At 71.4% G+C, this 17,116-nt stretch carries 18 protein-coding genes; 4 read left to right on the top strand and 14 right to left on the bottom strand.

What is annotated here, in order from left to right; all coding sequences use genetic code 11:
- Positions 1 to 575 precede the first annotated feature (575 nt).
- On the top strand, positions 576 to 1,247 hold the full coding sequence (locus KUM40_RS12370; protein WP_217165861.1) for a TrkA family potassium uptake protein: 672 nt from the start codon (positions 576 to 578) through the stop codon (positions 1,245 to 1,247).
- Positions 1,247 to 1,924, top strand: a complete 678-nt coding sequence (locus KUM40_RS12365) for a TrkA family potassium uptake protein (RefSeq protein WP_217165860.1) — start codon at positions 1,247 to 1,249, stop codon at positions 1,922 to 1,924. The genes KUM40_RS12370 and KUM40_RS12365 overlap by 1 nt, the downstream gene beginning before the upstream one ends.
- 113 nt (positions 1,925 to 2,037) lie before the next feature.
- Here the strand turns inward: KUM40_RS12365 and KUM40_RS12360 are convergent, their stop codons facing one another.
- The 8 genes from KUM40_RS12360 to KUM40_RS12325 form a co-directional block, all read right to left on the bottom strand.
- The gene (locus tag KUM40_RS12360; RefSeq protein WP_217165859.1) at positions 2,038 to 2,844 is read right to left on the bottom strand and encodes a DUF3159 domain-containing protein; all 807 of its coding nucleotides are present in this window, start codon (positions 2,842 to 2,844) and stop codon (positions 2,038 to 2,040) included.
- Between the two features lie 3 nt (positions 2,845 to 2,847).
- Positions 2,848 to 3,246 (bottom strand): OB-fold nucleic acid binding domain-containing protein, encoded by a 399-nt coding sequence (locus KUM40_RS12355; protein WP_217165858.1) that lies wholly within the window; start codon positions 3,244 to 3,246, stop codon positions 2,848 to 2,850.
- Between the two features lie 93 nt (positions 3,247 to 3,339).
- Positions 3,340 to 4,023, bottom strand: coding sequence for a response regulator (locus KUM40_RS12350; protein WP_217165857.1), 684 nt, complete (start codon positions 4,021 to 4,023; stop codon positions 3,340 to 3,342).
- The gene (locus KUM40_RS12345) at positions 4,020 to 6,611 is read right to left on the bottom strand and encodes a sensor histidine kinase KdpD (protein WP_217165856.1); all 2,592 of its coding nucleotides are present in this window, start codon (positions 6,609 to 6,611) and stop codon (positions 4,020 to 4,022) included. The genes KUM40_RS12350 and KUM40_RS12345 overlap by 4 nt, the downstream gene beginning before the upstream one ends.
- A gap of 122 nt (positions 6,612 to 6,733) precedes the next feature.
- On the bottom strand, positions 6,734 to 7,426 hold the full coding sequence (locus KUM40_RS12340) for an ABC transporter ATP-binding protein (RefSeq protein ID WP_217165855.1): 693 nt from the start codon (positions 7,424 to 7,426) through the stop codon (positions 6,734 to 6,736).
- Positions 7,427 to 7,651: 225 nt separating this feature from the next.
- Positions 7,652 to 8,410: a DUF3710 domain-containing protein gene (locus tag KUM40_RS12335; protein ID WP_217165854.1), complete on the bottom strand. Its 759-nt coding sequence runs from the start codon at positions 8,408 to 8,410 to the stop codon at positions 7,652 to 7,654.
- A 1-nt stretch (position 8,411) separates the two neighbouring features.
- Complete coding sequence (gene dut, locus KUM40_RS12330; protein ID WP_217165853.1) at positions 8,412 to 8,999, bottom strand: dUTP diphosphatase; 588 nt, start codon at positions 8,997 to 8,999, stop codon at positions 8,412 to 8,414.
- Complete coding sequence (locus tag KUM40_RS12325; RefSeq protein ID WP_217165852.1) at positions 8,996 to 9,580, bottom strand: PaaI family thioesterase; 585 nt, start codon at positions 9,578 to 9,580, stop codon at positions 8,996 to 8,998. Before KUM40_RS12325 ends, dut begins: the two co-directional genes overlap by 4 nt.
- 57 nt (positions 9,581 to 9,637) lie before the next feature.
- On the opposite strand from KUM40_RS12325, the gene KUM40_RS12320 reads away from it, so the two are divergent.
- The gene (locus KUM40_RS12320) at positions 9,638 to 10,099 is read left to right on the top strand and encodes a DUF3093 domain-containing protein (RefSeq protein WP_217165851.1); all 462 of its coding nucleotides are present in this window, start codon (positions 9,638 to 9,640) and stop codon (positions 10,097 to 10,099) included.
- Positions 10,100 to 10,171: 72 nt separating this feature from the next.
- On the opposite strand, the gene KUM40_RS12315 is transcribed toward KUM40_RS12320, so the two are convergent.
- From KUM40_RS12315 to KUM40_RS12300, 4 genes are all read right to left on the bottom strand, one after another.
- Positions 10,172 to 11,149 carry a hypothetical protein gene (locus KUM40_RS12315; RefSeq protein WP_217165850.1) on the bottom strand — a complete coding sequence of 326 codons (978 nt, stop codon included), beginning with the start codon at positions 11,147 to 11,149 and terminating at the stop codon, positions 10,172 to 10,174.
- Between the two features lie 13 nt (positions 11,150 to 11,162).
- Entirely contained in the window at positions 11,163 to 11,459 is a 297-nt protein-coding gene (locus KUM40_RS12310; RefSeq protein WP_217165849.1) for a DUF4193 domain-containing protein, read from the bottom strand.
- Between the two features lie 405 nt (positions 11,460 to 11,864).
- Positions 11,865 to 13,109, bottom strand: a complete 1,245-nt coding sequence (locus KUM40_RS12305; protein ID WP_217165848.1) for a HAMP domain-containing sensor histidine kinase — start codon at positions 13,107 to 13,109, stop codon at positions 11,865 to 11,867.
- A 6-nt stretch (positions 13,110 to 13,115) separates the two neighbouring features.
- A complete protein-coding gene (locus KUM40_RS12300; protein ID WP_003993508.1) occupies positions 13,116 to 13,769 on the bottom strand; it encodes a response regulator transcription factor in 654 nt (217 codons plus the stop codon).
- A 426-nt stretch (positions 13,770 to 14,195) separates the two neighbouring features.
- Between KUM40_RS12300 and KUM40_RS12295 the strand changes: the two genes are divergently transcribed.
- Positions 14,196 to 14,369 (top strand): hypothetical protein, encoded by a 174-nt coding sequence (locus tag KUM40_RS12295; RefSeq protein ID WP_217165847.1) that lies wholly within the window; start codon positions 14,196 to 14,198, stop codon positions 14,367 to 14,369.
- Positions 14,370 to 14,984: 615 nt separating this feature from the next.
- Here KUM40_RS12295 and KUM40_RS12290 read toward each other — a convergent pair.
- Both KUM40_RS12290 and KUM40_RS12285 read right to left on the bottom strand, forming a co-directional pair.
- On the bottom strand, positions 14,985 to 15,803 hold the full coding sequence (locus KUM40_RS12290) for an inositol monophosphatase family protein (protein WP_217165846.1): 819 nt from the start codon (positions 15,801 to 15,803) through the stop codon (positions 14,985 to 14,987).
- 8 nt (positions 15,804 to 15,811) lie between these two features.
- Positions 15,812 to 16,939, bottom strand: coding sequence for a ferrochelatase (locus tag KUM40_RS12285; protein ID WP_217165845.1), 1,128 nt, complete (start codon positions 16,937 to 16,939; stop codon positions 15,812 to 15,814).
- Between the last annotated feature and the right edge of the window lie 177 nt (positions 16,940 to 17,116).

Below are 17,116 nucleotides of genomic sequence, written 5' to 3'. Positions count from 1 at the left end.
GATCCGCCCGCAGTCTGCCCTACGGGTGAATTCGAGGGGCGCCGCGGCTGCGGATTCCGCAGGTGACGGGATTCGCGTGTCTATATGACTGCCTACCTGCCACCACATGACTGCTTACCTGCCACATGTCTGATGACTGCCTACCTGACAGGCACCGCCCCATTCCCGGCGCTGTCGCCCCTGGAGGTCCCATGCACCTGAGCGCAGAACTGATCGGCGGCGCCGCCACGCTCGTCGGCCTCGGAATCCTGACGCTCGCCAGCATCCGCAGCATCTGCCGCCGGGGGTCGTCGGCCGGCGGGTGAGACGGCTCGTGCGGGCCCTGGAGGCTTGCCGATACGTTGGGCGCGGCCCGGACGGGGGACCCGGCTTCCCGGGCAGGGAATCCCGGCGCTTCCCGGGCAGGGAATCCCGGTTCCCGGGCCCCTAGCGGCGTCAGTGCCGGTACGCACCGGCATGATGTTCCCCTGCGGCCCGCACTCCGGCCGCGACGTGTCGCCAGGCGAGCCGAAAGAGAGACATGAGCACGACATTCACCAAGGCCGGCGGGCCCGCAGAAAGCGCGGTGTGAGGCGATGCATATTGTCATCATGGGCTGCGGGCGCGTGGGCTCCGCGCTCGCCCACACCCTGGAACAGCAGGGGCACACGGTCGCGGTGATCGACCGCGACCCGACCGCCTTCCGGCGCCTCGGTGCCTCGTTCGGCGGTCGCCGCGTCACCGGCATCGGCTTCGACCAGGACACCCTGCGCGAGGCGGGCGTCGAGGAGGCCGGCGCCTTCGCCGCCGTCTCCAGCGGCGACAACTCGAACATCATCGCCGCCCGCGTGGCGCGCGAGATGTTCGGCGTGGACAACGTCGCCGCCCGCATCTACGACCCCCGCCGCGCCGAGGTCTACCAGCGCCTGGGCATCCCCACCGTGGCCACCGTCCGCTGGACGGCCGACCAGATGCTGCGCCGGCTGCTCCCCTCGGGCGCCGAGCCGCTGTGGCGCGACCCCACCGGGGGTGTCCAGCTCGCCGAGGTGCACACGTCCGCGTCCTGGGTCGGTCACAAGATCAGCCGGCTCCAGGAGGAGACGGGAGTACGGGTGGCCTTCCTCACCCGGCTCGGGGAGGCGATCCTGCCCTCGTCGCAGACCGTCCTGCAGGAGGGTGACCTAGTGCACGTGATGATGCGCACCGACGAGGTCCACAAGGTCGAGGCGGCGTTCGCCAAGGGTCCCGAAGAAGAGGGCGGTCACTGATGAGGGTCGCCATTGCCGGAGCCGGCGCGGTCGGCCGTTCGATCGCGGGCGAGCTGCTGGAGAACGGCCACGAGGTCCTGCTCATCGACAAGGCGCCGACCGCGATCTCGGTCGAGCGGGTGCCGATGGCGGAGTGGCTGCTCGCCGACGCGTGCGAGATCACGTCCCTGGACGAGGCGGCGCTCCAGCGCTGCAACGTCGTCATCGCCGCGACGGGCGACGACAAGGTCAACCTCGTCGTGTCCCTGCTGGCCAAGACGGAGTACGGCGTTCCGCGCGTCGTCGCCCGGGTGAACAACCCGAAGAACGAGTGGCTCTTCAACGAGTCCTGGGGCGTGGACGTCGCCGTCTCCACCCCGCGGCTGATGTCGGCCCTGGTCGAGGAGGCGGTGAGCGTCGGCGACCTGGTCCGGCTGCTGCGCTTCAGCCACGGCGACGCCAACCTCGTCGAGCTGACGCTGCCCGAGGAGTCGGCCCTGGCCGGTACCCAGGTCGGCGACGTCCAGTGGCCGGAGGACACCTCGCTGGTGACGATCATCCGCGGTACCCGGGTGCTGACGCCGTCCCGGGAGGACTCCCTGGAGGCCGGCGACGAGCTGCTGTTCGTCGCCGCGCAGGCCCGCGAGGAGCAGTTGGAGGACCTGCTGTCGGCGCGGCGGAGCGACACGGCGCGCTGACGCGTAGGCCAGCCGGTCGATCGGTACGGCGGTGGGGGCGCCCGGAGATCTCCGGACGCCCCCACCGCCGTATGCCCTCAGGCCGTCAGGCCGTCCCTGACGCTCTCAATCCCTCAGTCCCTGCGGTGTCTGCCGCTCCGGGCGGAGTCCGTGGCGTCGCCCGCCGTCACCTCGTCCGCCATCCCCTCGCGCTCGGCCTTCTCGCGCTCCGCCCGTTCCTTCTCGGCCTTCTCGGCCTCCTCTGCCGCCTCCATCTCCGCGAACACGTCGATGGGGGCCGGTGCCTTGGCGAGGAAGACCCAGGTCAGCCAGACGGCGAGCAGGAAGGGCGGGATCTTCAGGGTGACCAGGACCCAGCCGAGCTGCTCGGTGTCCGCCCACCAGTACAGCGGGAAGAGGATCGCGGACTTGGCGAGCAGGATCAGGCCCCAGGCGTAGCTGGCCTTCGTGTACGCCTTCTTGCGGCCCGGGTTGCGGGTGCGCCAGGAGAGGTTCTCCTTGAAGACCGGGCCGAGGATCAGGCCGATCAGCGGCACCCCGGCCAGCGAGGTCACGATGTACGCCATTGCCAGGCCGAGGGTGTAGAGCATGCCCGGCAGATAGAAGTTCTTGGCGTTGTCGGTCATCATCGCGAAGACCACGCCGAAGGCGACGCCGAAGACCCCGCTGAAGGCGTGCTTGACGGTGTCCTTCATCACGAGCCGGACGACGACCAGCACCACCGACACGGCCAGTGCCGCGATCGCCGACATGTGCAGGTCGTTGTTGAGCGTGAAAATGGTGACGAAGAGCAGGCCCGGAAGCACCGTCTCGATCATGCCCCGCACGCCGCCGAACGCCTCGAACAGCGCGGCCTCCGTCACCGCCCGGGCGTCGTCGGCTTCTGTGGTGTCTTCGGTCGGCTTGTCGAGCGACGTCACCGGCTACTCCCGTCCGAGGGGTCTCAGTTCGTATTTCGGGTTGAAGAGCACCCGGCGGCCGTGGCTCATCGAGATCCGGCCCGATGCGATGAGCTTGCGCCCCGGCTCTATGCCCACGATGGAGCGTCTGCCCAGCCACACCACGTCCAAGGCGGCGGAACCGTCGAACAGTTCGGCCTCCAGGGCCGGAACGCCCGCACGCGGTCGCAGGGTGACCGTGCGCAAGGTACCAGTAACCGACACGACCTGCCGGTCCTGGCAGTCTCCGATACGGGTGCAGCCGACAGTGTCGGCGTCCTCGCGCAGTTCCTCCGACTCCAGGTCCTCCTGTGACGAGGAGAGCCGGTCGAACATGCGCCGGAACCGGCCCACCGGCTTGTCGGAACGCGGAGCAGCACTCATATCTGAAGCGTACCGGGGCACGCCGACAGCCATGCATCCTCTCCGGGCGGTATAGCGAGGCTCACGTCCCGCTCACCGTGTGCCCGCGTACCGCTACTTCTCGAAGCGGTACCCCATGCCCGGCTCGGTGATGAAGTGCCGCGGGTGCGCGGGGTCCGCCTCGAGCTTGCGGCGAAGCTGGGCCATGTAGACCCGCAGGTAGTTCGTCTCCGTCCCGTAGGACGGCCCCCACACCTCCTGGAGTAGCTGCCGCTGGCTGACCAGGCGTCCGGTGTTGCGCACCAGCACCTCCAGCAGATGCCACTCGGTGGGCGTCAGGCGTACGTCCTTCCCGGCCCGGTTGACCTTCTTCGCGGCCAGGTCGACGGTGAACCCGGCGGTGTCCACGACCACCTCGTCCTCGTCGCCCGGGACGGGCTCGGACCGGCGGACCGCGGCTCGCAGCCGGGCCAGCAGCTCGTCCATGCCGAAGGGCTTGGTGACGTAGTCGTCGGCGCCCGCGTCCAGTGCCTCGACCTTCTCGTCGGAGGAGTGCCGGGCGGACAGCACCAGGATCGGCACCCGGGTCCAGCCGCGCAGGCCGCGGATCACCTCGACGCCGTCCATGTCGGGCAGGCCCAGGTCCAGCACCACCACGTCGGGGTGGCGGGCGGCGGCGAGCTGGAGGGCGGTGGCGCCGTCGTGGGCCGCGTCGACCTCGTAGTGCCGCGCCTTGAGGTTGATCACGAGGGCCCGCACGATCTGCGGTTCGTCGTCGATCACGAGGACCCGGGTCATCGGGCGGCCTGCCTTTCCGCTGTCGCGCCTTGCGCTGTCGCACTTTGCTCTGTCGCGCCTTGCGCTGTCGCGAGACGAAGTGGCGCCGCGGGTGATCCCGCCGCGCGGAGGGTGAGGACCATGGTGAGGCCGCCGCCGGGGGTGTCCTCCGCGTTCAGGGTGCCGCCCATCGCCTCGGCGAAGCCCCGGGCCACGGCCAGGCCGAGGCCCACACCGGCCCCGCGCGGGGCGTCGCCGTACCGCTGGAAGGGCTCGAAGATGCGGTCCTTGGCCTCGTCCGGCACTCCGGGCCCCCGGTCGACGACCCGTACCTCCACGCGGTCCGCGAGGGCGCTGGCGGCCACCAGGACGGTTCGGCCGTCGGGGCTGTACTTGACGGCGTTCTCCACCAGGTTGGCCATCGCCCGCTCCAGGAGCCCGGCGTCGACGGCGACCATGGGCAGCGTCTCGGGGATGTCCAGTTCCGCGCTCCCCTCGGGCACCCCGCCGAGCGCCATCGGCGCCACCTCGTCGACGTCGATCTCGCGGATCAGCGGGGTGACCGTGCCGGTCTGGAGGCGGGACATGTCGAGCAGGTTGCCCACGAGGTGGTCGAGGCGGTCGGCGCCCGCCTCGATGCCCTCGAGCAGTTCCGCCCGGTCCTCCTCGGACCAGGCCACGTCGTCGGACCTGAGGCTCGTCACCGCGGCCTTGATCCCGGCCAGCGGAGTACGCAGGTCATGGCTTACGGCGGCCAGCAGAGCGGTGCGGATGCGGTTGCCCTCGGCCAGCGCGTGGGCCCGGTCGGCCTCCTCGCGCAGCCGGCGCCGGTCCAGGACGACGGCGGCCTGGGCGGCGAAGGCGGCCAGTACCCGGCGGTCCTCGGCGGGCAGCACCCGGCCGGTGAGCGCGAGGGCCAGGTGGTCGCCGACCGGTATGTCCACGTCCGCGTCCTCCGGGCGTCCCACCGGCGGACCCGACCCGGCCCGGCCGGCGCAGGTCCAGGGCGCCACGTCGCCCTCCCGCTCCAGCAGGGCGGCCGATTCCATGCCGAAGGTCTCGCGCACCCGTTCGAGGAGCGTCTCCAGGCTGGTCTCGCCGCGCAGGACGTCGCCGGCCAGGAAGGAGAGGATCTCCGACTCGGCGCGCAGCCGGGCGGCCTGGTGGGTGCGGCGGGCCGCCACGTCCACGACCGAGGCGACGGAGAGCGCGACGCCCACGAATATGGCGAGCGCAAGCATGTTCCTGGGGTCGGCGATGGTGATCCGGTTGACGGGCGGCGTGAAGAACCAGTTCAGCAGCAGCGACCCGACCGCGGCCGAGGCGAGCGCCGGGTACAGCCCGCCGAGCAGGGCGGCGGCCACGGTCAGCGCCAGGTAGAGCAGCACGTCGTTGGCGAGCCCGAGGTGGACGGTGCTGAGCAGCAGCGTCAGCAGTACGGGCCCGCCCAGGCCCGCGAACCAGCCCCAGACGATCCGGGAACGGCCCAGCCGCGCTCCCCTGGCCACCGGCAGTCCGCGCCCCTTGGCAACCTCCTCGTGGGTCACGATGTGGACGTCCAGGTCGGAGCCGGACTCCCGGGCGACGGTGGCACCGACGCCGGGGCCGAAGACGTACTGCCAGGCCTTGCGGCGTGAGGAGCCGAGGACGATCTGGGTGGCGTTGACGCCGCGCGCGAAGTCGAGCAGCGCGGCCGGTATGTCCTCGCCGAGCACGTGGTGGAAGGTGCCGCCGAGGTCCTCCACGAGGGTGCGCTGCACGGCCAGCTCCTTCGGGGAGGCCGAGGTCAGCCCGTCACTGCGGGCTATGTACACGGCCAGCACCTCGCCGCCGGCGCCCTTCTCGGCGAGGCGCGCAGCCCGCCGTATCAGCGTCCGGCCCTCGGGGCCGCCGGTCAGGCCGACCACGATGCGTTCGCGCGAGCCCCAGATCTTCGAGACGCGGTGCTCGCTGCGGTACTGCTGGAGGTACTCGTCGGCCCGGTCCGCCACCCACAGCAGCGCCAGTTCCCGCAGGGCGGTGAGGTTGCCGGGGCGGAAGTAGTTGGACAGGGCCGCGTCGACCCTGTCCGGCTGGTAGATGTTGCCGTGGGCCATGCGCCGGCGCAGCGCCTGCGGCGACATGTCGACCAGTTCGATCTGGTCGGCGCGGCGCACCACCTCGTCCGGCACGGTCTCCCGCTGGCGTACGCCGGTGATCGACTCCACGACGTCGCCGAGCGACTCCAGGTGCTGGATGTTGACGGTCGAGACGACGTCGATCCCGGCGGCCAGCAGTTCCTCGACGTCCTGCCACCGCTTGGCGTTGCGGACGCCGGGGACGTTGGTGTGGGCCAGCTCGTCCACCAGCGCGACCCGTGGCCTCCGGGCAAGCACCGCGTCCAGGTCCAGCTCCGTGAACACCGTGCCGCGGTACGCCGACTCCCGGCGCGGCACCTGCTCCAGGCCGCGCAGCATCACCTCGGTGCGCGCTCGGCCGTGGTGCTCGACGAAGGCCACCACGCAGTCGGTGCCCCGTTCGACGCGCCGGTGCGCCTCGGACAGCATCGCGTACGTCTTGCCGACGCCCGGTGCCGCACCGAGGTAGATCCGAAGCTTGCCGCGTCCCATGGCCTCATTGTCTTCCGGTCACCGCTGATTGCGCAGCGTCGACCCTACGGCCCACAATCGCGACAAAAGGGGGCGGGGGCGCGGTGCCGGTCGTCTTTGACGGAACTCTGACGCCCGCGGCGTCACTGCTCGACGATCTCGCCGTCCCGCAGCTCCAGCACCCGGTCGGCGAGGTCGAGCAGCGTGGCGTCGTGGGTGGCGACCAGCGCGGTGACCTGTTCGCTGCGTACGACGGCCCGCAGCAGCTCCATCACGGCGTGGCCGGTCTCCGCGTCAAGCTGGCCGGTGGGCTCGTCGGCGATCAGCAGTGCGGGGTCGTTGGCGAGGGCGCGGGCGATGGCGACCCGCTGCTGCTGCCCGCCGGACAGCTCACCGGGACGCTGGGCGGCGTGGTCGGCGAGGCCGACGAGGGAGAGCAGCAGCTCGACACGCTCCTCGCGTTCGCGCGGGGCGGCCCGGCGCAGGCGCATCGGCACGCCCACGTTCTCGGCGGCGGTGAGGATCGGGATGAGCCCGAAGGACTGGAAGACGAAGCCGACCCGGTCCCGGCGCAGCGCGAGCAGCCCGTCCTCGTCCAGTTCCGCCAGATTCCGGCCGTCGACCTCGACCCGTCCGGCATCGGGTACGTCGAGACCGCCGACGATGTTGAGCAGCGTGGTCTTCCCCGATCCTGACCGCCCCTTGAGGGCGACCAGCTCACCGCGCGGCACCTCGAGGGAGACGCCCCGCAGCGCGTGTACGGCGGCCGTGTCCCGGCCGTACGACTTCCGCACGTCCTCGACGCGCACCATGGTCTCGGTGACCACCTGGCTCATGTGTCCTCCCCCGCGTAAACCGGGCGCCAGTATCACCAGCGAAGGGGGACACATTCAACGGCCGGGGCCGGATCACCGGTGACCGGCAAAGGGCCGCGTCCCCCTGGGGACGCGGCCCTCATGGCGCGCGTACGGCGAAAAACCGTACAGAGTCTTTACCTGACGGACCTGGGTACCTGGGTCGCTGGGCACCTGGGCACCTGGGCACCTGGCAAACCTCGGTACCTAGCGAACCTCGGTGATCTCCGGTCCGCGCTGGAGCTGGCCCATGCCGCCGGCGAAGCGGGAGCCCTCCTCCTGCTGGACGCCTTCGGGCACCATCTGCGCGTCGTTCGGCAGCTTCAGGACGAGCGGGTCCCGCGGGGCCATCGGACCCTCGCCGCGGACCACGACCGTGTCCCGGAAGATCTGCTCCAGCAGACCGGCGGCCTGCGGCTGCACCGCGCCCTGGCCCGAGATCACGCCGCGCAGGAACCAGCGGGGTCCGTCCACTCCGACGAACCGCACGACCTGGAAGCCGCTCTTGCCGTCCGGTAGCTGCACCGGGACCTGGGCCCGCAGCTCCCAGCCCAGCGGACCCTCGACCTCGTCGATGATGCCGCCCTGCTGGGTGATGCCGGAGGCGATCTCCTCGCGCACCTCGCCCCAGATGCCCTCGCGCTTGGGCGCGGCGAAGCCCTGGAGCTGGATGGCGCTGTCGCGCAGCACGACGGTCGCGGCGACGATCGCGTCGCCCGCGACCTCCACCCGCAGTTCCATGCCGTCGACCCCGGGGATGAACATGCCTCCGAGGTCCACCCGGCCCTCGGCCGGGTCGCGGACCTCGGTGTTGTCCCAGGGTCCGTCGGGCCGCGGTTCGGGCTCGAGCCGCACCCGTTCGCGCTCTTCGCCCGCCTCCTCCTCGGTGTCGACGCTGTCGACGACCTGCTCGGTCTCGCCGGCCGCGTCCTCGGCGGCATCCTTCTTCTTGCGACGTCCGAACACGTCACTGTCCTTCCCGGTCGGATACGACCGAAGCGTATCGATTCCCACCCGTCGGGCCGCCCTCGGCGACCTGACCGCTTGTGCCGCTTCCACGGTCCAACCCGGCGTGGCCGCCGGTGGACCCGAAGCCCCCCTCGGCCCGCGCCGAGTCGGGAAGCTCCGCGACCTGACGGAAGCGGACCCTCTCGACCTGCTGGACGACCAGTTGGGCAATCCGGTCGAAGCGCTCGAACCGCACGGTCTCGCGCGGGTCGAGATTCACCACGATCACCTTGATCTCCCCACGGTACCCGGCATCAATCGTCCCTGGGGCATTCACCAGGGCGACGCCGCAGCGGGCGGCCAGTCCGGAACGTGGGTGCACGAACCCCGCGTACCCGTCCGGGAGCGCCACAGACACGCCCGTGGGCAGTACGGCACGTTCACCGGGCGCCAGCTCGCAGTCGACGGTGGTGCGCAGATCGGCCCCCGCGTCGCCGGGCCGGGCGTACGCCGGAAGCGGTACGTCGGGGTCGACGCGGCGGATCAGCACCTCGAGGTCGGCACGATCGGCATGGTCGGCATGGTCGGCATGGTCGGCACGGCTCACGGGTTCACCTCGAAGGCGCGGGCACGGCGGACCTGGTCGGGGTCGTCCATGGCGGCGCGGATCTCTTCCTCACGGCCGTGGTGGACGAAGTGCTCGACCTTGACCTCGATGAAGAGGGCGTCCGCGCGAACGGCCACGGGACCGTCGGGCCCACCGATCCGGCCGGTGGCGGTGGAGTAGATCTTCCGGCCGGCCACCGCGGTCACCTGGGCCTCCAGGTACAGCGTCGTGTCGACGGGCACCGGCCGCCGGAAGTCGGTCTCGAGCCGTCCGGTCACCGCGATCGTGCGCAGCAGCCAGTTCAGCGAGCCCAGCGTCTCGTCCAGGGCGGTGGCCAGCACGCCGCCGTGCGCCAGGCCGGGGGCGCCCTGGTGGGCGGACCGTACGGTGAACTCGGCGGTGATCGACACGCCGTCACCCGCCCGCGCCTGGAGGTGCAGTCCGTGGGGCTGGTCGCCGCCGCAGCCGAAGCACTGGCCGTAGTGGGCGCCGAGCAGCTCGCCGGGGGCGGGTGCGTCGGGGTGCCGTACGGGTTTCACGGCGTCGGCGGGAGGCTGAAGACCTGGGGAAGTACCACTCACAGGCGCAGACCTTACCCGCGCGTCGGCCGAACACCGCTACCGTGCCAAGCTTGGTTCATGCAGCTCTCCACCACCCCGTACGAAGAACGCCTCACCGCGCCCCGCTCCTGGTGGCTGGTCTCCTTCCTGGTGGGGGTCGCGTTCGCGCTGATCCTGCTGCCCCTCGGCACGCTGCCGATGCTGGGCGGCCTGGCGGGCGGGACGGCGGTGGCGGCGGTGGCGGCCAGTTCGTACGGCGCGGTCCGCATCCGTGTCGTGGGCGACGCGCTGATCGCGGGCGAGGCGAGGGTGCCGGTCTCGGCGTTGGGCGAGGCGGAGATCCTCGACCCGGAGGAGGCCCGTGCCTGGCGCACGTACAAGGCCGACACCCGGGCGTTCCTGCTGCTGCGCGCCTACATCCCGAGGGCGGTGCGGGTGATGGTCACGGATCCGGAGGACCCGACTCCGTATCTGTATCTGTCGACGCGCGAGCCGGAGCGGCTGATCGAGGCCCTTACGGCGGCGAAGGCCGCGGCGTAGTCATAGCCGTAGCCGTAGCCGTACTGATCACGAGCGCGGGGGCGCGGAGCGTGGGGGCGCGAGGGCGCGGGGTTAGTGACCGCCCTTGCCGGGCTCTTCGTCACGGCCCGCGTGGCCGGGTCCAAGGCCCTGTCCAAGTCCCTGCTCAAGGCCCTTGGCGAGGTCGCCCATGTCCAGCGCGTTCTGCGGCTGTTCCAGGGCCGGAAGGGCGTCGAGGGCGCCCCACGCGACCTGGCTCCCGCGCAGGTCCGCACGGATTCTGGCGGCCAGCTTCCGGGTGTCGCGGCGGTTCATGACGGCGCCGACGGCCGCGCCCACCATGAACGGCATCAGGTTCGGCAGGTCACGCACCATCCGCTTCATGATCTGCTGGCGGAGCTGGCGCTTCATGTGGCTGTTCATCGCCGAGCCGAGGGTCGACGGCTTGGACACGTCGACGCCGCGTTCGTCGGACCAGGAGTTCAGGTACGCGGTGCTGCGCTGGGCGAGACTGCCGGGCGGACGTACGCCGTAGACCTCGTGGAGTTCGGCGATCATCTTGAGCTCGATCGCCGCGACGCCGGTGATCTCGGCGGCCAGCTCCGTCGGCATCGCGGGCGGTACGGGCAGCATCGCCGCCGCTCCGACACCCGCTCCCACGGTCGCCGTGCCCTTGGCCGCACCGGCCACGAGCCGGTCGGCCAGCTCCTCCGGGCCCAGGCCGGGGAACTGTCTGCGCAGCGTCGCCAGGTCCCGTACGGGCACGCGCGGGGCCAAGTCGATGATGCGGTCGGCGAGGTACGCCAGGGCCGCCCTGGCGCGGGCGCCGCCGTTGCGGACCCCCTGTCCGGCCTTCTCCCGGAACGCCGCTGCCCTGCGCCGGGCAGCGGGTGCCGGCGTCCGCACGGTCGCCGGGAGGTCACTCCGGTCGACCACTGGTTCGAGCGGGGCCCTCTCCGTATCGGTCGGGCCCCGCTCGTCGTCACGCGCGCTGTACGGACCGCCGGACGGCCCTTGGTCCGCTCCTCGTCGGGAGAAACGGCGCTTCCAGGGAGGGGTCGAGCCAGTCACGGCCGACCCCGCCTCAGTCGCAGTCGCGGCAGATCGGCTGGCCGTTCTTCTCCCGGGCCAGTTGGCTGCGGTGGTGCACCAGGAAGCAGCTCATGCAGGTGAACTCGTCCTGCTGCTTCGGCAGTACACGGACGGCCAGTTCCTCGTTCGAGAGGTCGGCGCCGGGAAGCTCGAGTCCTTCCGCGGCCTCGAACTCGTCGACGTCGACGGCCGCGGCGGACTTGTCGTTCCGCCTGGCCTTCAGCTCTTCGAGACTGTCCGAGTCGACGTCGTCGTCGGTCTTGCGTGGAGTGTCGTAATCGGTTGCCATGGTCGCTCTCCCCCTCTGGGTGTCTGCGGTGTCTTCAGCGCACGTAACGCGTGAGAGGCCGGACTTGTGCCCGACCTGAGGCGGAGATTTTGCCTCACATCAAGGTCTGTTACTCAATCGACACCCAACCGGACCCCTCATGAGTGATCGGCTTGGATGGCGATGGGGACCGTACACGGTCCGAATGCCGCACTTCAAAGGCGTCTCACCGTGTACTTCCCGTGATCAGGGCCCCTGAAAACCGGGATTTTCCCGGCTTTCCGACAGGGTGCATGATCACGGAGAGTAGAGGACGGGAAAGCCGTCGCTGTGATCGATCACACACGCGACTCCCCGGCCGGTGGCCTGGAAATTCCGCTCAAAGCGAACATCCTCGGGTCTCGGTGAGATGTCGGGGTCATGATCTCAGACGGGCAGCGTCACCCGCATCACGAGCCCTCCGCCCTCGCGCGGCGACGCGTAGATGTGCCCGCCGTGCGCCCGGGCCACGGACCGCGCGATGGACAGACCGAGCCCCACGCCCTTGTCGCTGCCCGTCCGCTCGGTGCGCAGCCGCCGGAACGGCTCGAAGAGGTTGTCGACCTCGTACGCCGGCACGACCGGGCCGGTGTTGGTGACCACCAGGACCGCCTGGCCGCTCTCCAGCGCCGTGGTGACCTCCACCCAGCCCTGTTCGGCCACGTTGTAGCGCACGGCGTTCTGGACGAGGTTCAGGGCGATGCGCTCCAGCAGGACGCCGTTGCCCTGGACGACCGCTGCCTCGCGTGTGCCGCGGATCTCCACGCCCTTGCCGTCCGCCTCGCCGTGCGCCTGGTCGATGGCCTGGCCGGCCACCTCGGCGAGGTCCACCGGTTTGCGCTCGACGATCTGGTTGTCGCTGCGGGCGAGCAGCAGCAGGCCCTCGACGAGCTGCTCACTGCGTTCGTTGGTGGCCAGCAGCGTCTTGCCGAGCTGCTGGAGCTCCACGGGGGCGTTCGGATCGGACAGGTGCACTTCCAGCAGGGTGCGGTTGATCGCCAGCGGGGTGCGCAGCTCGTGGGAGGCGTTGCCGACGAAACGCTGCTGGGCGGTGAAGGCGCGCTGCAGCCGCTCCAGCATGTCGTCGAAGGTGTCCGCCAGCTCCTTCAGCTCGTCGTCCGGGCCGTCCAGCTCGATCCGGCGGGAGAGGTCGGAGCCCGCCACCGCGCGCGCGGTGCGGGTGATCCGGCCCAGCGGCGACAGGACGCGGCCGGCCATGGCGTAGCCGAAGGCGAAGGCGATCACGGCGAGGCCGAGCAGCGCCAGCAGCGAGCGGCTGAGCAGGTTGTCCAGGGCGACCTTGCGCTGGTGGTCCATGCAGTCGCTGATCGCGGCGTTGAAGTCGGACAGCGACAGGTTGCCGTTGTCGACCACGGGACAGGTGCTGCTGGAGACCTTGAGGTCGGCGAAGTCGACGATCTTGTACAGCGGTTCGTTGCCGGTGCGCACCGCCTGGGCGGCGAGCAGGTAGATGATCGACAGCAGCAGGATGCCGGCGATCAGGAACATGCCGCCGTACAGCAGCGTGAGCCGTATCCGGATGGTGGGACGCAGCCACGGCAGGGGGGTGACCGACCGGGGGTCCCAGGTGGGCTTCGGAGGCGCCCCGGGGGGCGCGGGTGTCGTCGCCACGGCCGGTCAGATCCGGTAGCCGGAGCCGGGGACGGTGACGATGACGGGCGGCTCGCCCAGCTTGCGGCGCAGGGTCATGACGGTCACGCGCACGACGTTGGTGAACGGGTCGGTGTTCTCGTCCCAGGCCTTCTCCAGCAACTGCTCCGCGGAGACCACGGCGCCCTCGCTGCGCATCAGGACCTCGAGGACGGCGAACTCCTTGGGGGCGAGCTGCACCTCCTTGCCGTCGCGGAAGACCTCGCGGCGGTTCGGGTCGAGCTTGATCCCGGCGCGCTCCAGGACGGGCGGCAGGGGCACGCTGGTACGCCGGCCCAGGGCACGCACCCGGGCGATCAGCTCGCTGAACGCGAAGGGCTTGGGCAGGTAGTCGTCGGCGCCGATCTCCAGGCCCTCGACGCGGTCGCTGACGTCGCCGGACGCCGTGAGCATGAGCACACGCGTGGGCATGCCCAGCTCGACGATCTTGCGGCACACGTCGTCGCCGTGCACGAGGGGGAGGTCGCGGTCCAGGACGACCACGTCGTAGTCGTTGACGCCGATGCGCTCCAGGGCGGCCGCACCGTCGTACACGACGTCGACGGCCATGGCCTCCCGGCGCAGTCCGGTGGCCACCGCATCGGCGAGCAGTTGCTCGTCCTCGACGACGAGTACGCGCACGTCGCTTGTCCTTCCTGTGTCCACCCGCGTAGCGCTTCTCGGGCGCACGAGGGCAGGGCCTGGTGGGTGTGTTGCCTCCATCCTGCCCTTTTCGGCCATAAGTCGGCTGTAAGACGGGTGAGGAGGGGTGAGGAGCCGGGTGCCGAAGAAGGGCGCCGGAGCGGGAATGCGAGATTTTCTCTCGTGGTTGAGGTTTCCGCGAAGAGGAGCTGGGGGAGGACGGCTTTACACCCCGCGATCACGCTCTGCCTGTACCGCGTCACCGCGCGGTACGCCGCGGTCCGCTTCCGCAGAGCGGGCGTGGGTGTCCGGCACCGTCGCCGCCCGGCCGGGCAGCGCTGGGCACTCCACCGGAGACGTGATCGCCCCTTCCGAACGGCACACCCCCGTGCCAACGACCCACGACCCAGGACGAGGGGGCGCAGCATGGACGCTTTCACCGCAGGACTTCTGCAGCGCATAAAGACGACCGAGACCGACCTGTCCCGGGCCCGCGACGAGGGCGACGAGTTCCTTGTCGAGGTGGAGTTGGGCGAGCTCGACGATCTGCGCCGTCTCGCTGCCGAGCACGGTGTGGAGGTCAGCGCGACCAACGCCTGATCGGCCCGTGAACGACGGGGCCCCGGCGAGATCCAGCGCCGGGGCCCCGTCGTGCGGGTGGACGCCCGGCGGTGCGCGGCGTGGCCCGTCGGCGACACGGGCGCGGTGCGTATCGAGCGGTCACTGAGCGATCACTGAGCTGTCGCGGAGGGTGGTGGCGGCTCGGGCGGAGCTGACGCTCAGCGCGGGTGGGCGGCTGGGGCACGGGCGTGCCCGCGCCGGGCCGGTGGCGGGTCGAGCCGGAGCGGAGCGGTCTCCGGGAGGAGGCGGCCAAGCGTCCCGGCTCGGTCGGGCGGTCGGGCGGAGGAGCGGTCCGGACGCGCGCGAGGAGACACGGCTGTCCGTCGATCTGGCCGAGAGTGCCGCGGAGGTCCGGACGCGCGCTGGGACACGCGCGAGGACGCGAGGAGCAGTGGCCGGCGGACACACGGGACGCGCCCGCACGGGACGCGCCCGCACGGGTCCCGCGCCCCGCACGGGCGCCGCGTGCCGGGCTCGGGCGACCCACGGCGCGGGCGAGGCCGCTGGGGCAAGGCGCCGACGGCGCTCCCGCGCGCCCGACCGGTTCCCGCCTTCCGCCTTCCGCCTTCCGCCGTCCGTCATACCGCCGCAGGCCTACGCGCCGAAGTCCGTCAGGAGCCGCTGGAGGGGCTCGAAGACGGCCGGGGTGGCGGCGATCGTCAGGGCGCCGGTGGGGCGCTCACCGGGGCGTCCGCCGGTCACCGCGCCCGCCTCCCGGGCGATCAGGTCGCCTGCCGCGAGGTCCCAGGGGTGCAGGCCTCGCTCGTAGTAGCCGTCGAGGCGTCCCGCGGCCACGTCGCACAGGTCGATGGCGGCCGAGCCGCCGCGCCGGATGTCCCGCACCAGCGGAATGAGCCGTCGCGCGATCTCGGCCTGCTCCGCGCGGACGTCGGCGACGTAGTTGAACCCGGTGGAGACCAGCGCCTGGTCCAGCGGCGCGGCGGACCGGCAGGACAGCCTGCGTTCGCCCTCCCAGGCTCCCGTCGCCCAGGCGCCGCCGCCGAGCAGCGCGTGGTAGGACTCGCCCCGCATCGGGGCCACGACGGCTCCGGCCACCCGCTCGCCGTCCTGCTCGGCGGCGATGGAGACCGCCCAGGTGGGCAGTCCGTAGAGGTAGTTGACCGTGCCGTCGAGCGGGTCGATGACCCAGCGGACACCGCTCGTGCCCTCCACGGCGGAGCCCTCCTCGCCGAGGAAGCCGTCGTCGGGGCGGCGGTCGGCGATCAGCCCGGTGATCAGTTTCTCCGCCGCGATGTCCATCTCGGTGACCACGTCGATCGGGCTGGACTTGGTGGCGGCGACCGCGAGGTCGGCCGGGCGGCCGTCCCGCAGCAGCTCGCCGGCGCGGTGGGCCGCCTCCTGGGCGATCTTCAGCAGGTCGGCGTGGAGCGGATCGGTCGTCACGTCGGTCACGGGGCCCTTCACGCGTAGGGACTGTCGGCGCCCGCGGCGGCGGGACGTGCGGCACGGGCGGGGCAGCAGCCGACCGGGCACAGGTTGTGGCTCGCACCCAGGGCGCCGAGGGCACAAGGGGTGACCTCCTGCCCGCGTTCGTCGGCGGCCCGCTCCAGGACGAGGTCGCGGACGGCCGCGGCGAACCGCGGGTCGGCGCCCACCGTGGCCGAGCGGCGCACCGGCAGCCCCAGCTCCCCGGCCTTGGCGGTGGCCTCCGTGTCGAGGTCGTACAGGACCTCCATGTGGTCGGAGACGAATCCGATGGGGGCCATCACGACGGCGGGGACGCCGGCCGCGTGACGCTCCTCCAGGTGGTCGCAGATGTCGGGCTCCAGCCACGGGATGTGCGGGGCGCCCGAGCGTGACTGGTAGACGAGCTGCCAGGGGTGGTCGACACCGGTGCGCTCGCGGACGGCGTCGGCGATCACCCGCGCCACGTCCAGGTGCTGGCGCACGTACGCCCCGCCGTCGCCGTGCGCGTCGACCGGACCGGAGGTGTCCGCGGCGGCGGTGGGGATCGAGTGGGTCGAGAACGCGATGTGCGCGCCGTCCCGGACCTCCTCGGGCAGCCCGGCGAGGGACTCGACGAGCCCGTCGACCATGGGCTCGACGAAGCCGGGGTGGTTGAAGTAGTGCCGGAGCTTGTCGGTCTTCGGCAGCTCCAGTCCCTCGGCCTCCAGGGCGGCGAGCGCCTCCGCGAGGTTCTCGCGGTACTGGCGGCAGCCCGAGTACGAGGCGTAGGCGCTGGTGGCCAGGACCAGGATGCGGCGGCGGCCGTCGCGGACCATCTCACGCAGGGTGTCCGTCAGGTACGGCGCCCAGTTGCGGTTGCCCCAGTAGACCGGCAGGTCCAGGCCGTGCTCGGCGAAGTCCTTGCGGAGGGCGCCCAGCAGGGCGCGGTTCTGGTCGTTGATGGGGCTGATTCCGCCGAAGAGGAAGTAGTGCTGTCCGACTTCCTTGAGGCGTTCCTTGGGGATGCCTCGCCCGCGGGTCACGTTCTCCAGGAACGGGACGACGTCGTCCGGGCCCTCCGGGCCGCCGAACGAGAGCAGGAGCAGGGCGTCGTAGGGGCTGGCATCGAGCACGTCTGGCATGTCTCGATCCTGCCACCCGGCACTGACAGCGCGGAAACGGTGGGGTACCGACCGTGCGTTTCAGCAGGTCCGCGGGGGTGTTCCCGGGCCTGCCGCCGAGTAAGCTGTATCGGCGGCATTCGCACCTTACTGCGCCGTCACAGAACCGAGCCGTCACTGAGCCGTCACTGAGCGCCA

It is taken from the genome of Streptomyces sp. AC512_CC834, from assembly GCF_019049325.1.
In the GTDB taxonomy this organism is placed as follows: Bacteria; Actinomycetota; Actinomycetes; order Streptomycetales; family Streptomycetaceae; genus Streptomyces.
Note: the sequence above shows the minus strand (reverse complement) of the source record. Positions and strands in the feature narration are given on the sequence as shown.

Coding starts and splice junctions, on each gene's coding strand:
- KUM40_RS12370 (WP_217165861.1), top strand. CDS start 576: ATGCATATTGTCATCATGGGCTGCGGGCGCGTGGGCTCCGCGCTCGCC.
- KUM40_RS12365 (WP_217165860.1), top strand. CDS start 1,247: ATGAGGGTCGCCATTGCCGGAGCCGGCGCGGTCGGCCGTTCGATCGCG.
- KUM40_RS12355 (WP_217165858.1), bottom strand. CDS start 3,246: ATGAGTGCTGCTCCGCGTTCCGACAAGCCGGTGGGCCGGTTCCGGCGC.
- KUM40_RS12350 (WP_217165857.1), bottom strand. CDS start 4,023: ATGACCCGGGTCCTCGTGATCGACGACGAACCGCAGATCGTGCGGGCC.
- KUM40_RS12345 (WP_217165856.1), bottom strand. CDS start 6,611: ATGGGACGCGGCAAGCTTCGGATCTACCTCGGTGCGGCACCGGGCGTC.
- KUM40_RS12340 (WP_217165855.1), bottom strand. CDS start 7,426: ATGAGCCAGGTGGTCACCGAGACCATGGTGCGCGTCGAGGACGTGCGG.
- KUM40_RS12320 (WP_217165851.1), top strand. CDS start 9,638: ATGCAGCTCTCCACCACCCCGTACGAAGAACGCCTCACCGCGCCCCGC.
- KUM40_RS12310 (WP_217165849.1), bottom strand. CDS start 11,459: ATGGCAACCGATTACGACACTCCACGCAAGACCGACGACGACGTCGAC.
- KUM40_RS12295 (WP_217165847.1), top strand. CDS start 14,196: ATGGACGCTTTCACCGCAGGACTTCTGCAGCGCATAAAGACGACCGAG.
- KUM40_RS12285 (WP_217165845.1), bottom strand. CDS start 16,939: ATGCCAGACGTGCTCGATGCCAGCCCCTACGACGCCCTGCTCCTGCTC.